This window comes from uncultured Porphyromonas sp., from assembly GCF_938039215.1.
Lineage (GTDB): Bacteria > Bacteroidota > Bacteroidia > Bacteroidales > Porphyromonadaceae > Porphyromonas.
Genome location: NZ_CALHVI010000055.1, coordinates 50867 through 66080, shown reverse-complemented (window position 1 = coordinate 66080; position 15214 = coordinate 50867). Strand labels below are relative to the sequence as shown.

The following is a 15214-nucleotide window of genomic DNA, read 5'->3' as shown; positions in this document are numbered from 1 at the left end:
GGGAGTATGTCGACCTTGGGCTTCCTAGTGGGATCAAGTGGGCGACCTGCAACCTCGGTGCTACGAAGCCCGAAGAGCGTGGCGACTTCTATGCCTGGGGTGAGATAGAGCCTAACAAGAATACATTTTCTTGGGCGACCTACAAGCATGGTAAAGTCGTGAATGGAAAGATCAAGTTCACGAAATACTGCACTGATCCAGCATGGGGACTTGACAGCTTCGTCGACAACAAGAAGAAGCTAGATCCCGAGGATGATGCTGCGCATGCCAAGCTCGGAGCTCCCTGGCGTATGCCTACCGGAGATGAGGCCAATGAGCTTGCCCAAGCATGTACCTGGAGCAAGGAAGTAATCAACGGAAACGTATGCTTCCGTGGCACGAGCAAGTACAACGGCAAGAGCATCATCATTAAGGCTAGTGGTAGGGTTAATGGCTCACAACTAGAAAGGGACGATCAGGGCACCATCATCTGGGTTAGTGATAAGCTCTTCCAGACTCCTGACCAAGTACTTACTCTAGACCTGTTCGAAACAACAGAAGGCTCTGACGTAGTCGTTAAAGCTGTCACTGCATACACTCTGCGCCATCTAGGTCTCTCCATCCGTCCTGTACGACCCTAGAGCCTCCCTGCATCTCACAGCTCCTACCTGCATCCTCTGCAGGGTGCAGGTAGGGAGCTAACCCCGATCATCGTATGCTGCGAATGCATACACCAAACACAATCGAATTATGAAAGCAATATATAAGGCGCTTCTTGGGCTGGCTCTCATGACAGCGGTGCCTACCTCCTTCACCTCGTGTCGGGAGGATGCCCCCTCGGTGAACCAGACAGTAGATATCACCGTCAAGAATGAGTTCTCCAAGCTCGTAGAGGCCATCAACAATGGCAACCTCAAGCGTGAAGAAGCCATCAAGAAGATCACTGAGGCCATCGATGGCATGAACAAAAGCAGTAGCGAGATCCTTAGTGAGATCGTCAAGGTCCTCAACTCAGTCAACACGACTCTGGAGACGAAGCTAGCTGCCATCGAAGGGGCGATCAACTCCCAGAGACTCCTGCTCAAGGAGAAGCTAGAGCTCATCGCAAAGGCCATCGGTGACCACATGCTCAATCAGGACGAGGTCGTGAAGAAGATCACTCAGGCCATCGACAAGCTAGGCGGGACACTCGCCGAGAAGCTCGAGCAGATCAAGACAGCGATCAATAGCAATGAGAAGACGGCTCAGGAGAAGCTCGACCTCATCCTAGCTATGATCAATGCCCAGACGATCAACCTCGGGGCCAAGCTCGATGCACTCAAGACTCTGATAGAGACTGAGACGGTCGCCATCTCCCAAAAGATCGATATCCTCGACAAGGCTATGAAGGAGCTCCAGGAGCAAGCCAAGGCCAACGGAGTAGCTAATGGGCAGATCCAAGAGCAGCTCAAGACCCTTGCTACTACGGTGAATACGCTCCTCGAAGAAGTACGCACGGGGAAGGCCGAAGCTGCCAAGGCCTTTGCTGAGATCCTCCAGAAGATCCAGGAGCTGATCGACAAGGTGGGTGGCTCTACACCTCCCACCCCTCCTACACCCGCACCTATGGAGGGCATAGACCTCGGTCTCAGTGTCGACTGGTCTAGCACCTATCTAGGCGCCTCTACACCCGAAGGGTATGGTGACTACTATGCATGGGGGGAGACTGAGCCCAAGACCGAATATAAATGGTCCAACTACAAATGGGCTAAGCCTACAGATAGCGATCCCAATATCTACAAGCTCACCAAGTATTCTATCTACGCAGACTGGGGCTACAACGGCTTCGTAGATAATAAGAAGACGCTTGACCCCGAGGATGACGTAGCGCATGCCAAGCTTGGTGGCTCTTGGCGACTCCCCACTGAACCAGAAATCAAAGAGCTGGCTAGTGGCTGTACGTGGGAGAGCAAAGAAGTGAACGGGGTCCCTTGCCTCGTCGGGAAGAGTAAGCAAAATGGGAAGACCATCACCCTAAGTATCGCAGGATACTTCGAGGGAAGCTCAAAGATGTATGTCAATGAGATACTCGGATTCTGGGTGAATCAGGTACTCCTCGATGAAAACGAAGGAGACCACTCCGTGGCCTTGGTCAACATGAGTCCCTCAAATCCCGAGCCTGAATTAGGCAAAGGAAAGCGCTGTATCGGAGTCCAAGTACGAGCAGTACGACCCAAGTAGTGCAAGTATCTCTCTAGCACACTAACCCCATCCGCCCCATCACGCTCCTTGTGGTGGGGCGGTGTCGTTTATTCCGAAGGGGTACAAGCACCTCCACACGGCGGGGCATAGACCGCCCCCTACATGGGAGACAAATGCACCCCATGCATGGGTCACCTGACCTACCCATTCATGGGTCCCTCGAGTGACCCATGAATGGGTGACTTTTACGACCTAGGGTAGATCACCGAGAAGACCTACTGTGGGTCGTCGGGGCGATCTACCGTGGGTCGTCGGGGCGATCTACCGTAGGTCGTATCGGCGACCCACAGTAGGTTTCCCGAGCGAGCTCCTAGGAGTCACTTCCCTCCCCCTTTCAGAAGGCTCTACTTCACGGGACTGAGGCCTTCCGCCCTCGACCTTCGGATGGTGTCTTCCCACAGCACGAGGTTTAGACCTTAGAGTGGAGCATATCCCCCTCTTCTCCCCCACCCTATGCGGACTGCACAGGAGAGTTGAGGCAAGGGCAACGCCCCTAGCCCATCCTTCCTCTTGAGGCTTGCCCAGATCGATCGAGCTTCACCCCTAGGAGCGACAGAGCGCAGGAGGCTCGCATGGGGCGAATGCCGTATCTTTGCACCCGATGAACCGACAGCAAGACCTCATCGCTCCCCTCAGGGAGCGTATCCAGCATAGTGGCATCCAGGAGCCCCGCATCGCAGCCCTCGTCTCGGGGGGCGTAGATAGCTCCGTCGTGGTGCACCTCCTCTGCCAAGCAGGCTACCGCCCTACCCTCTTCTACATCCAGATCGGGATGGAGGAGCGAGGCTTCACCGACTGCTCGTGGGAGGATGATCTAGAGATCGTGCGCCATCTGGCGCATCGGTATGACTGCCCGCTCCAGATCGTTTCCCTCCACGAGGAGTATTGGGCGCAAGTCGTCGAGTACACGATCGACACGGTGCGCCGAGGGCTAACCCCCAACCCCGACATGATGTGCAACAAGCTGATCAAGTTCGGATGCTTCGAGGAGAAGTGGGGCAAGGACTTCGACTTCATCGCCACGGGGCACTATGCGACGACGAGCTTCATCGACGGGCATCTCTACCTAACGACCGCCCCCGACCCCGTGAAGGATCAGACGGACTTCCTCGCCCAGATCAACTTCCGTCAGGTCTCCAAGCTCCTCTTCCCCACAGGGCACCTGCTCAAGAGTGAGGTACGCCAGATCGCCGAGGAAGTCCATCTGCTGAGCGCTCGACGCAAGGACAGCCAAGGGATCTGCTTCCTCGGGAAGGTGAACTACAACGAGTTCATCCAGCGAGCTCTCGGCGAGCGTGAGGGGCTCATCATCGAGCGTGAGACGGGCAAGGTACTCGGCAAGCATCGTGGCTACTGGTTCCACACCATCGGTCAGCGCAAGGGGCTGGGGCTCAGTGGCGGGCCATGGTTCGTCGTGAAGAAGAACATCCGTCGCAATATCCTCCTCGTCAGCCAAGGCTATGACCCCTCCGACCAGTACGGCGATCACATCGGCATGGAGCAGTGCGACTTCATCAGCCTTGACCCATGGGCCTACACCAGCCTTCATCAAGGGCTCAAGACTCCCCTCAGCCGTGAGACTCCACTGGAGATCACCTTCAAGGTGCGTCATACCCCCGAGTTCACCCAAGGTCTCCTGAGCTATCACCCCGAGGAAGGCTACCTCATCCAGAGCAAGGAGCCCATCCAAGGCATTGCCCCAGGGCAGTATGCCGTGCTCTACGATACCGAGCATAGGATCTGCTTCGGTAGCGGTATGATCACCCGAGGCTTCTAGCCTCTTCTCCCCACTCCTAGGGAGCGACAGAGCCCAACAGAAAAGACGATCGGCCGACCAAGTCTCTCACTTGGTCGGCCGATCGTCTATCTATTCTGTCGGGGTGCTTCCCCTACTCCCTGCTAGAAGGTGAGCTGTAGCCCAGCCTGCAGGAGCATCGGCTGAGGTAGATAGCCGTACCAGCGTGTCTCTCTCACCGAGAGCGGAGTACGAAGCTCAGCAGTCAGACTCAGCTTCTTCGTCAGCGAGTAGACGGCATCGGCATGCAGGTGGTGAAGCTGACTCAGCGGGACGATCTCCCCTTCAGGATCGTAGGACTTGATCGCCGTGGCGAAGTCATAGCCCGCACGAAGACGGAGCTCAGGGAGGAGATGAAGCTCTACGAGGCTCTCTAGGGTGAAGCTAGGACGAGCGAGGAACTGCTGTGCCGTCTGGTAGCGAGCATAGACCCCACGTAGCGAAGCGGTGAAGAGGCCTCGATGATTGTATGCCAGCTCCAGCCCTAGATTCTGCTCTCTGTAGTCCACGTAGTAGGGACGGAAAGTAATGGGCATCATATAGGAGGCCGTAGCGGGCATCCCATCAGGATGAAGGAGAGGCACTGGGCGGAACTCGACAGCCCCCTTATGATCAGCATAGCGACCGAAGGCTTCGATACTGAAGGCTCCACCGATGGTCCCACCCAGAGAGAGCTTGGCATCATAGAGTCGCTCATAGCGCCCTACGAAGGCCTCATGATCTAGGTAGGGAGCTTCGTCTGCGATCCTGTGAAGGGTGTGTCTGAGGAGCTGAGCATCCGTCTCGAGACGAAGGTCGAAGGCCGAGCCTACACGCAGCTTCGCATCGATCTTAGGGAAGAGGAAGAGGTGGGCATTGTGGTGGTCATTGCCCGTGAGCACTCGTAGCCCCGCTAGAGCTCTCCAGCCTAGATCGCCAGAGACATCCTCCGTGAGGAAGTAAGGGACTCCCGTGAGGATCATACGGGTGCTCGAGCTGCGCTTCTCGGGGAAGCCGTAGAGGAAGGGCACCGTCGAGGAGAGTGAGCCTAGTGACCACGCACCCATAGCCCCGAGACGTGAGGTACTACCTAGTCGGTAGGAGAGATCGGCAGAGAGCTCAGGGAGCCATTCACGAGGAGAGGCCAGAGTGGTATTTGCCTCTTGGATGGAGCTAGACGAGGTATAGTCTACCTTGGCACCGAACTCATAGAGCCAGTCCTCAGTGAAGTCTTCCTCCGTAGCATAGCGAGCAGCGAAGGAGACGAGCGTAGAGCGACGACGGAGCTCTGGCCCAGGGACGATAGAGCCCAGAGGCACACCCAGCAGAGGACGGGTAAGCCCGAGACCGTAGTAGTTGTAGGCATGCTGTCCTGCCGTGAGCTTCAGTCCAAGCGTCGCCTCATCGAAGTGATGCTGGTAGCTCGTCCCGAGAAGCCAAGCATCCTCCCGAGCCTTCTGGCTAGCGGCTGGAGTAACTTTGATATCCGAGCGTGTCCAGAGGTAGCGGCCGAAGATATCCCAGCTATCGGTCTTGGAGGAGACGAGACGTAGCCCAGCCCCAGCCTTCATCCCGAAGGATAAGCCCCCCGAGAGATAAACATAGCCTCGCTGCTGGCTTCGCTCAAAGCCCCCTCGTGGAGCAGCGAGTGCCCCCAGAGGAGCGACCCCAGGACGCAAGGTGAAGGGAATAGGAGTATCTAGATAGGCATGACGTACTGCCGTCACCGAGGGCACGGGGACGACAAAGCTTAGGTCACGTGGCTGACGTGTACCCAGCGTGACTTCATCCTCCGTCATCACAGTGAGCTCACGGCGAAGGGTATCGGCACGCTTCACCTTAGCTTCTTGAGCCGAGAGAGCGCTCGCCCCAGAGAGGGTGAGGAACGCCGAAGCTAGGATAGGGATTAGGGTGAACTTCTTCATTTCTTATTCTGATAGGAGGTGAGTCGGTCAGAGATCATCTGAGCAATATCTTCTTCAGTCCCCTTGTAGTTGTCTCGCAGACTCTCTACATACTGCTGGGCGACATAGGTATCGCCCAGCTTGTGGTAGCAGTCAGCTAGAAGCAGGAAGGCACGAGCCAGCCAGTACTGCTGTGGGGTACCCTTGGCGATGAAGGCATCGAGCTGCTTCTTCGTCTCCTGTACCTTACCCGAGCGGAAGAGGAGCGTAGAGTGGCGGATATAGCCTTCAGCACCCGAGGCCGTATCGAAGCTCTTCAGTAGAGGCTCGTAGGTCTTCAGCGCCTTGCCCGTAGCACCCGTAGCTTCCTCGCTCTTACCCTGTAGTAGGATGAGCTCAGAGCGGGTACCCGCTGGGAGGTCACTGCGGCGAAGGAGCTCCTCAGTCGTAGCGATGGAGCGCTTGTAGTCCTTAGCTTCGTAGGCCGCCTTGACGAGCGCACGTCCGTAGCGAAGGTGCTGAGGAGCCTCAAGCCCTTCGATTCCATAGAGGGTCGCCCAAGCGGTAACAGCCTCACGCTGTCGTCCCGTCTCTTCGTAGATCTTCGTCTGTGCCTCTAGGGCAGGAAGACGTAGGTCAAGGGAGCGAGCAGGAGCAGACAGTTTGGTATAGAGAGCTAGTGCCTCGGCCTGTCGTCCCGACTGAGCATAGCGCTCAGCCAGCAGGAGCTCTGCCTTGCCTGCCTCTCGGCTCGCAGGGTAGGAGCGAACGAAGCTCTCCAGCTCAGAGAGGGAGGCATCCTTGTCCTTCTTGTACTTGCTCTCGAGGGAGAGGTACTCCAGATGTGCCTTCTCGCTCTCGGTGGGTGTGAGCTGCTTGCCCAGCGTCGAAGCATAGGCCGTGTACTCGTCGATACGATCGAGGCTGATGTAGATATTCTTGAGGTCAGAGAGTGCCGAGCGAGCCTCTTCACTCTCGGGGTAACGGGCGATGAGATCCTTGTAAGCCTTGATCGCCTCTTCGGTGCGCCCATTGTTGTAGGCCAGCATCGCCTTCTCCATCGCCCCCAGACGAGCATACTGGCTGTCGGGGTAGCGCTTGACGAGTTCGTCGAAGACTGCCGTCGCCTGATCAGCACGTGCCTTGCTTAGCACGAGCGCACGACCCTTATCATAGAGCACCTCGGGCAAGTGTGTGGACTCGGGGTGCGTCTTGATGATCCGATCCAGCGTCTCGATCTGCTTAGGGTACTGCCCCCAGCGTCCATAGATCGTGGCGACACGATAGAGGGCTTCATCGCTCCCCGAGGGCATCCCTTCATCCGCTCGGCGATAGAGAGCTAGAGCCTCTGCTGTCTTCTTCTGGATGAGCAGACAGTCCCCCATACGGGCTAGAGCATCTGCACGACGTAGCGACTCATCACTCCCCGCTCTTGAAGTGAAGGCTTCGAAGGAGCGGTAGGCAGATGAATAGTGCTTCTGATTGTAATGTGCGTAGCCCTCGACATAGTAGGCTAGCGAAGGAGCAGCACCCGTAGCGATGCTCTTCGTAGCATCAGACTCAGCAGCAGCGTAGTCTCCTCGCTCCAGAGCACTCGTCGCTCTGAGGAGGTGAGCCTGAGCCGTATAGTCTGCCTTCGTACCCAGCGTAATCGCCCGAGCAAGGTAGTCTCGTGCACGGGTGTGATCCTGCTGACCAAGGGCTCCTTCACCGAGGCGAAGCAGGACATACTGCTTCGCTTCACTGAGCTCAGGGCTCTGGATCTGGAGGCGCTCCAGCGTGGCTAGCGACTCGGCATAGTCCTTATTGGAGAGGAAGATCCCCTTGATGAGCTGTAGGATGTGGGGGCGGTAGCTAGAGCGAGGGAACTCAGAGATGAAGATCTCGGCCATACGGACGGTCTGTCCGAAGTTCGACCGCTGGGTCTCATCCTGCAGGAGGATGCCATTGTAGAGGGCGTACTCTCGTACACGTTCGCTAGCTGCCGGATGCTGTCCTGCACTACTGAAGGCTAGAGCTGCTTCGCTGGTGCGCTGGAGCTTGATGCGTGCATTCCCTAGGAGGAAGAGGGCTTGTGCTCCGAGTGCTTCACTGCTCTCAGAGGCAGTACTCAGAGGACGAAGAGCTTCCTCATAGCGCCCCAGTGTATAGAGCGCAGTACCCAGCGCATAGCACTCCTCGGCGGTAGGGCGGTAGTCATCGAGCTCCTGCAGGGGCTGGAGCATCTGGATGGCCTGCTCATAGTTGCCCTCAGCGTAGTAGGACTGACCGATGACGGACTTGAGCGAAGCACGTGAAGCCATCTCGGGGTAGGTACGCTGGAGCTCATTAGCTCGGCGCTGTGCCGTGGCAGCATCCTCCGTGGAGAAGGAGAGCAGGGTCAGCTGATAGGCCGCCTCTGGTGCAAGCTCTGGGGAATAGTCCGTGCGGGCGAAGATCGAGCGTGCCTCCTGAACATCCCCACGAGCCCAAGCTACTGATCCGAGATAGAGAAGAGCTTGCTCCCCGACGATCGAGGAGTCTTCGCTGGCTAGGATGAGGAGATGCTGTGCCTCCTCTAGATCGACCGCATTCCGCTGGTCAGAGAGCAGGACATAGGCTAGGGCTAAGTCCCTCTGTGCTGCCTCTCGAGGCGAGAGGGAAGAGGACTTCACCTTATCAAGCTGGGTGCGAGCCAGAGGCAGAAGGCCTTGGTCTACATACACCAGAGCTAGGAGGAGCTCCGCAGAGGGACGCTCGAGAGCTCGGGGATGCTCCTTGAGGAAGCGTGTGATGACTTCATCAGGAGCCGTCTGTCCTGCCATCAGCTCTACGATCGCCTTACGATAGGGGAGATGCTCCGCCAGCAAAGGCAGCACCCTCAGTCTCGGCAGATCGTGCTGGTAGCCGATATAGTTACCGCTAGCGAAGTCCTCCTGAAGCTGCGTGAGGAATACCCGACTTGGGCGAACCTCCATCGTCTGAGCGGAGAGCCCAGCGAGCGTAAGCGAAGCGCAGCCGAGGGTCAAGATGAGCCGCTTGATTGTCTTCTTTGTCGTCATGTAGTATGTTGGGATTGGGATCTCCTTGAGGGCAAGCCCCAGAGATACGTTCAGAGATCTATGATCATCCCTTCGTCAGAGGCTAAGGTCTCGGGGAAGACCTCCTGAGCCTCACGAAGGAGAGGAGTAGCATCAATGTAGCGTGCCGAATAGTGGCCGATCAAGAGACGACCTACACCAGCTTCTTGGGCGATGAGGGCCGCTTGCTCTGCTGTACTATGTGCCGTCACCTTAGCTCGCTCAGAGCGCTCACGGGAGAAGGTAGCTTCGTGATACAGCAGGTCTACGCCTTGGATCAGGGGTACGAGCGAGGGGGCATAGGCCGTATCCGAGCAGTAGGCATAGCTACGAGCCTTGCGTCCCAGCCGAGTGAGGCGGTGATTGGGGATCACCCGCCCGTCCTCAGTCGTGAAGTCTGCTCCCTCACGTAGCGCTACATAGTACGAACGAGGGACTTCGTAGAAATCACATGAAGGTCGGTCAATATGTCGCTCCGTCACCTTCTCACGGAAGAGATAGCCGACACAGGGTGCACGATGCTCCAGCGGTAGCGAGGTGATCTCGACCGACCGATCCTCGTAGACGAGACCACTCTTGCGATCGTCGATGACATGCACCTCGATCTCATAGCCGAGGTAGGAGCGACTCTCTTCGATGAAGGGAGCGAGGAAGGTATCTATCCCTCGAGGGCCGTAGATGGGCAGAGCCCTTCTCCTGCCAAGCATCCCCATCGTGGAGAGGAAGCCATAGAGGCCGTAGCAGTGATCACCATGCAGATGAGAGATGAAGACTCCGATGATGCGACCGAAGTCCAGTCGCTGCAGACGGAACTGCCGCTGAGCCCCTTCCCCACAGTCCACGAGGAAGAGCTTATCCCTAAGCTCTACGACCTGAGAGGTGGGGTAATGGACTGCTGTGGGCAGAGCTGAACCACAGCCTAAGATATGTACACGGAAGTCTCCCATGCCTTGGTGAAGGGGTCAGTTACCGCCCGAAGAAGGAGCGGTAGATATCGTTGCCGTTAGCGTAGAGCATCAAGAGGAGCAGCAGGACAAGACCCACGGTCTGGATCGTCGTCATAGCTCGGTCACTCAGTGGCTTGCGGCGGATCATCTCGAGGAGGATGAAGAGGATGTGCCCCCCATCAAGCGCAGGGATAGGCAGGATATTCATCACGGCTAAGATGATCGAGAGGAAGGCGGTGATCGCCCAGAAGCTCTGCCAGTCGAAGCTCGTAGGGAAGAGCTTGCCCATCGTGCCAAGCCCCCCCATCTGCTTAGCACCTTCCTTGGTGAAGATGTACTTCAGTCCACGCACATAGCCCGAGATCGTCTGGCCTGCTCGGTCGATACCAGCAGGCACGGCAGAGAGGAGACCATAGCTCACGTGCTCGATGGGATAGATCTCCTCTACTCCACGCAGGATGATACCGATATGACCAGCCGTATCGACGGGGAGCGTCTGGGAGAGGATCTCTCCCGATCGGTCGATGGAGAGCGTGACGCTTCCCCCCTTCTTCTCCTGAAGTGCGCTGATGACTTCATTGATGTCGGAGCAGGCTGTGCTATCGACAGCGACGACACGGTCACCCGAAGCCAGCAGGCCATGAGCGGGGCTCGTCGAGGAGACAGAGTCCACGACGAAAGGCAGACGGAGCGAGCCAAAGCCCTCCTCAGCCTTGAGGAGCTGATGCATCATATCCTGAGGCATGTGGATCGTCTTCTCCTCTTGCCCTCGACGGACGACGATCTCACGGGCATTGATGAGCGAAGAGATGAAGCGGGAGTCCAGCACATTGGGCGAGACCTTGTCATCGACCTTGAGGATCACGTCGCCATCTACGAAGCCCACAGACTGAGCCGTCTTGGAGAAGGTCATCCCCGAAGTAACTTGATCGCTGTGGAGCACCTTAGTGCCCCAGACCAGCGTGATGCCTGTATAGATGATGAAGGCCAGCAGGACATTGAAGATCACTCCCCCTGCCATGATCATCAGACGAGGGAAGGGCTTCTTGCTCCTGAACTCATCGGGCTTCGGTTCACTCTTGATCGCATCGGTATCGAGCGATTCGTCGATCATGCCAGCGATCTTGCAGTAGCCCCCGAGAGGAAGCCAGCCGACACCATAGGTCGTACCACTACGCTTGCTCGTCCACTTGAAGAGGGAGAACCAGGGGTTGAAGAAGAGGTAGAACTTCTCTACACGTGCTCCGAAGAAGCGAGCCATCGAGTAGTGCCCGAGCTCATGGATGAAGACGAGGATGGAGAGGGAGAAGAGAAGCTGAAATACACGAATTGCTATATCCACTTGTATATGATTGTCTAAGGAAGAATCTAGGATTATTTACGGGAGCCGATCCACTGACGGCACTGCTGCCGCACCTCTCGGTCAAGTTCGACGAGGAGGTCAAGATCATAGCTGGGGACGGGGCGATGTGCCTCTAGCGCCCGCTCGATCAGCGAGCTCATAGCTCGGAAGCCCAGCTGTCCACCGAGGAAGGCTTCGACAGCTACCTCATTGGCGGCATTGAGTACGCAGGGAGCGGTACCTCCCAGCTCAAGGGCTCGATAGGCTAAGGCTAGGTTGGGGAAAAGCTCGAGGTTGGGTCGCTCGAAGGTAAAGCTATAGTCCATGAAGTTGAGGCGGGGATAGTCATTGGCTATTCGCTCAGTGAGTCCTAGGGCATAGCTTATGGGCAGGCGCATATCGGGTAGGCCTAGCTGGGCCTTGACAGACCCGTCGGCGAACTCCACCATCGAGTGGATGATACTCTGAGGATGTACGATGACCTCGATCGACTCGGCAGGTGTATCGAAGAGCCAGCGTGCCTCGATCATCTCCAGCCCCTTATTCATCAGCGAGGCGGAGTCGATGGTGACCTTAGCACCCATCGACCAGTTGGGATGCGCTAGAGCTTGCTCTACCGTCACCCCTTCGAGTTCCTCGATCGTCCGATAGGTGCGGAAGGGACCTCCCGAGGCTGTGAGCAGGATGCGCTCCAGAGGGTTAGCCTCTTCGCCTACGAGGCACTGATAGATAGCCGAATGCTCCGAGTCCACGGGGAGGATGCGTGCTCCGTGCTGCTTAGCGAGCGACATGATCAGCTCACCAGCGACGACGAGCGTCTCCTTGTTCGACAGAGCGATGGTCTTGCCCGCCTCTATGGCGGAGAGCGTAGGAGCGAGGCCTGAGAAGCCCACCATCGCCGTCAGGACAATATCGACATCGGGGCGCTGGACAGCCTCTAGGATGGAGTCTGCGCCCGTCTGTACCTCGGTGGAGGTAGCGGAGAGTGCCGAACGCACCTCTTCGTAGCAGGTCTCATCAGTGATCACGACCAGCCGAGGCTCGAACTCGAGCGCTTGGCGGATCAGGAGCTCCGTGCTCCTGCGTGCTACGAGCACAGAGACCTCCAGCTCCTCTCGATGGTCACGTACGACCTCGAGGGCTTGTGTCCCGATGGAGCCCGTAGAGCCAAGGATGGCGATCCTCTTCTTTGGTGTCATCTATATCAATTAGCCTTCGGTGGGTGCTTCGGTGAGGAGATAGACGAGTGTCTCTACGGAGCGACACATCGTATCGAGCGAAGCATACTCATACTTACCGTGGAAGTTCGCTCCACCGGTGAAGAGGTTGGGACAAGGAAGCCCCATATAGGAGAGTCGGGCACCATCTGTACCGCCTCGTATGGGCGAGGTACGAGGGGTGACACCTGCACGTAGCATCGCAGCCCGAGCACGCTCGAGGTACTCCTCATGTGGAGCGACTTGGTCATACATATTGTAGTAGGTATCCTCGATGGTCACCTCGATGACAGGGCGCTTGTAAGCGACGTTGATTTCGGCTGCGACACGCTCCATGAGCTGCTTCTTCTCCTCGAAGAGGGCTCGGTCATGATCACGTATGATGTATTCGGCTTCGGCGTGCTCTACGCCCCCCGAGAAGTGCATCATGTGGTAGAAGCCCTCGTAGCCCTCGGTGAATTCTGGGCGGGCATAGTGAGGCAGGGCTGCATGGAGCAGGTAGATCGCCTCTAGGGCATTGATCATCTTCCCCTTGGCGGAGCCAGGGTGGATGCTTCGTCCGTGTGCTACGACTCGGGCGGAGGCAGCGTTGAAGTTCTCATACTCCAGTTCTCCCTCCCGACTGCCGTCTACAGTGAAGGCAAAGTCGGCACCAAAGGCTTTGACATCGAAGAAGTCCACGCCCTTCCCGATCTCTTCGTCGGGGGTGAATCCGATGCAGATCTTCCCGTGAGGGAGTTCGGGGTGTGCTAGGATATAGCGGACAGCCTCCATGATCTCGGCCACCCCTGCCTTGTCGTCCGCCCCGAGGAGCGTCGTGCCATCGGTGGTGATGAGGGTATGCCCGAGGACCTCCATGAGCTCGGGGAACTCCCGAGCGGTCAGTTCGGCTACCTCTCCAAGGGCGATAGGCGAGCCGTCGTAGTCCTCGATGACCTGCGGGCGGACACCCTGCCCTGTGAAGTCAGGGCTGGTATCGACGTGAGCGATCAGCCCTAGAGCTGGGCGATCTTCGTAGCCAGGAGTAGCGGGGATCTGTGCCATGACATAGCCCTTCTCCAGCAAGCGCACCTCGGGGACACCTAGCTCGGTGAGCTCATCATGAAGGAGGCGAAGCAGGTCCAGCTGCTTCTCTGTCGAGGGATAGGTCGTGCTCGTAGGGTCGCTCTCGGTATCGATCTGCACGTAGCGAAGGAAGCGAGCTAGGAGAGCCTCCCGCACGCTGGTGGCTATAGAGGGTGAGTTCATTACTTAGTGGAGTTTGGGGTGTATAGTGCTTCGTACTTCTTCTCTAGGCCCAGTCGGTAGTAGACATTGCCAAGCAGGTCACGCACCTGATCGGGAGCCATCTTGTAGGCAGCCTCCAGATGAGGGAGCGACTGACGGAAGTATTCTTTAGCCTTCTTCTCGTCGAGCTTGGTACTCAGTGGGTTAGCCAGTATCGAGACGGCATTGTTGTAGTAGACTTGACCGAGGTTGAAGAGAGCATCATAGTTGTCGGGGCTGAGGCGAAGGACCTGTCGGTAGATCTCGATAGCTCGATCCCAGTCCTGAGCGAAGAAGTAGACATTGCCTCGTAGGACGAGGAGGTTGGGATTATCGGGTGTGATCTTGAGGGCACGGTCGATGAGCTCTACCGCTTCCTTGTACTTCCCCTGTGCTTGGTAGATGGAGATCATTGATCCGAAGTAGAAGGAAGTCTCTGGATAGAGCCTTGCTCCCTCCTCGAGGAGAGGCATAGCGCCTACCGTATCTTGCTGTGCTAAGTGCGCTCGGGCGACGAACTGATAGACTTCATTCTTATTCGCTGCCACATCCTTGTATTCCTTGCCGAGGCGGATGACTTCGGGATAGAGCTCACCCGTATAGGCTGAGACAAGGGCATAGTAGGCGAGGTTGGAAATGGTAGAGTCTACGGGGAGCTTCGTCTGACCGACGGGCAGTAGGATCCGATGAGCATCTAGCGCACCAGTAAAGGCCTTCACCGCCTCTCCATACTTCTTGTGATCAAGCCAGAAGAGTCCTGCTTCATACATCTTCGGGGCATCCTCCTTCAGGTAATCCTGGATCTTCTTCTGATACCTCAGTACGATGCGGCCCGTAGCGGGCTCGGGGCGACGCTCTAGGGAGTCAGCCACACGCCATCCGATGAGTTCATCGACGACGCAGCGGAACATCCGAGCCGTATCCCCTGCGCTTCTCGGCGTGGTGATCTTACGGTATTCAGTACGGTAGAGGTTACGCTCCACCAGCCCCTTGACATAGTAGGTGTAGGAGTCATTCTTCGTCTCCTCGTGCTCTTCGGCGAGCTTGATGAGTCGACGGATCTCGGTGTAGTTAGGTTTATCGCTCTGTAGTAGGCGATCAGCAGCACGTACATTGGTGTGCTGTGCTACCCCACTCAGAGGCGTGAGGAGGCAGAGCGCAGCGATGTACCCTAGGTAACTTTTCATTATGATCGTCGTGTACGGTTTAGTAGCTTGTCGGTGAGTCTTTGTTTTCACTCATCCTTATAACCACCAAGGTCAAGGAATAGATATGCTCACCACACATCAGACAAAGATACGATTATTGGCACGGATAGGGACTACAGCCCCAGAGGCTCGCCCTTCGCTCCAAAGTCTACCCCCTCGGAGGCTGGATGGAGCGCCCCGTTGTATCCTCGCCGAGCTAGGCTCTTACCTCGGATGGATTTACTAGGGGATTTACCTATCAAATCCCTATATTTGCTCCATCAAGTCACGCTTAATG

The 15214-nt window shown here is 56.9% G+C and carries 9 protein-coding genes and 1 pseudogene; 3 read left to right on the top strand and 7 right to left on the bottom strand.

The annotated features are described in order from the left end of the window. The 3 genes and pseudogenes from Q0336_RS07560 to mnmA form a co-directional block, all read left to right on the top strand. Positions 1-620: pseudogene (locus Q0336_RS07560) on the top strand (hypothetical protein); the annotation flags it as partial. 109 nt (positions 621-729) lie between these two features. Continuing rightward, a complete protein-coding gene (locus Q0336_RS07555) occupies positions 730-2199 on the top strand; it encodes a hypothetical protein (protein WP_298527332.1) in 1470 nt (489 codons plus the stop codon). Positions 2200-2821: 622 nt separating this feature from the next. Then, the gene (gene mnmA / locus Q0336_RS07550) at positions 2822-3997 is read left to right on the top strand and encodes a tRNA 2-thiouridine(34) synthase MnmA (RefSeq protein WP_298527331.1); all 1176 of its coding nucleotides are present in this window, start codon (positions 2822-2824) and stop codon (positions 3995-3997) included. A gap of 122 nt (positions 3998-4119) precedes the next feature. On the opposite strand, the gene Q0336_RS07545 is transcribed toward mnmA, so the two are convergent. The 7 genes from Q0336_RS07545 to Q0336_RS07515 are packed head-to-tail and all read right to left on the bottom strand — an operon-like array spanning position 4120 to position 14916. Beyond that, the gene (locus Q0336_RS07545; protein WP_298527330.1) at positions 4120-5919 is read right to left on the bottom strand and encodes a hypothetical protein; all 1800 of its coding nucleotides are present in this window, start codon (positions 5917-5919) and stop codon (positions 4120-4122) included. Continuing rightward, complete coding sequence (locus Q0336_RS07540; protein WP_298527329.1) at positions 5916-8939, bottom strand: tetratricopeptide repeat protein; 3024 nt, start codon at positions 8937-8939, stop codon at positions 5916-5918. Before Q0336_RS07540 ends, Q0336_RS07545 begins: the two co-directional genes overlap by 4 nt. Before the next feature lie 50 nt (positions 8940-8989). After that, on the bottom strand, positions 8990-9904 hold the full coding sequence (locus tag Q0336_RS07535) for a ribonuclease Z (RefSeq protein ID WP_298527328.1): 915 nt from the start codon (positions 9902-9904) through the stop codon (positions 8990-8992). A 19-nt stretch (positions 9905-9923) separates the two neighbouring features. Continuing rightward, a complete protein-coding gene (gene rseP, locus Q0336_RS07530) occupies positions 9924-11246 on the bottom strand; it encodes an RIP metalloprotease RseP (protein ID WP_298527327.1) in 1323 nt (440 codons plus the stop codon). A 32-nt stretch (positions 11247-11278) separates the two neighbouring features. Next, the gene (locus Q0336_RS07525; RefSeq protein WP_298527326.1) at positions 11279-12445 is read right to left on the bottom strand and encodes a 1-deoxy-D-xylulose-5-phosphate reductoisomerase; all 1167 of its coding nucleotides are present in this window, start codon (positions 12443-12445) and stop codon (positions 11279-11281) included. Between the two features lie 9 nt (positions 12446-12454). Beyond that, complete coding sequence (pepT, locus tag Q0336_RS07520; protein WP_298527325.1) at positions 12455-13711, bottom strand: peptidase T; 1257 nt, start codon at positions 13709-13711, stop codon at positions 12455-12457. Beyond that, entirely contained in the window at positions 13711-14916 is a 1206-nt protein-coding gene (locus Q0336_RS07515) for a tetratricopeptide repeat protein (protein WP_298527324.1), read from the bottom strand. Before Q0336_RS07515 ends, pepT begins: the two co-directional genes overlap by 1 nt. Positions 14917-15214: the final 298 nt, after the last annotated feature.

What these genes read in the sequence shown, in the direction of transcription:
- Q0336_RS07540 (WP_298527329.1), bottom strand. Translation starts at nt 8,939, where the DNA reads ATGACGACAAAGAAGACAATCAAGCGGCTCATCTTGACCCTCGGCTGC.
- pepT (WP_298527325.1), bottom strand. Translation starts at nt 13,711, where the DNA reads ATGAACTCACCCTCTATAGCCACCAGCGTGCGGGAGGCTCTCCTAGCT.
- Q0336_RS07525 (WP_298527326.1), bottom strand. Translation starts at nt 12,445, where the DNA reads ATGACACCAAAGAAGAGGATCGCCATCCTTGGCTCTACGGGCTCCATC.
- Q0336_RS07555 (WP_298527332.1), top strand. Translation starts at nt 730, where the DNA reads ATGAAAGCAATATATAAGGCGCTTCTTGGGCTGGCTCTCATGACAGCG.
- Q0336_RS07515 (WP_298527324.1), bottom strand. Translation starts at nt 14,916, where the DNA reads ATGAAAAGTTACCTAGGGTACATCGCTGCGCTCTGCCTCCTCACGCCT.
- Q0336_RS07535 (WP_298527328.1), bottom strand. Translation starts at nt 9,904, where the DNA reads ATGGGAGACTTCCGTGTACATATCTTAGGCTGTGGTTCAGCTCTGCCC.
- mnmA (WP_298527331.1), top strand. Translation starts at nt 2,822, where the DNA reads ATGAACCGACAGCAAGACCTCATCGCTCCCCTCAGGGAGCGTATCCAG.
- Q0336_RS07545 (WP_298527330.1), bottom strand. Translation starts at nt 5,919, where the DNA reads ATGAAGAAGTTCACCCTAATCCCTATCCTAGCTTCGGCGTTCCTCACC.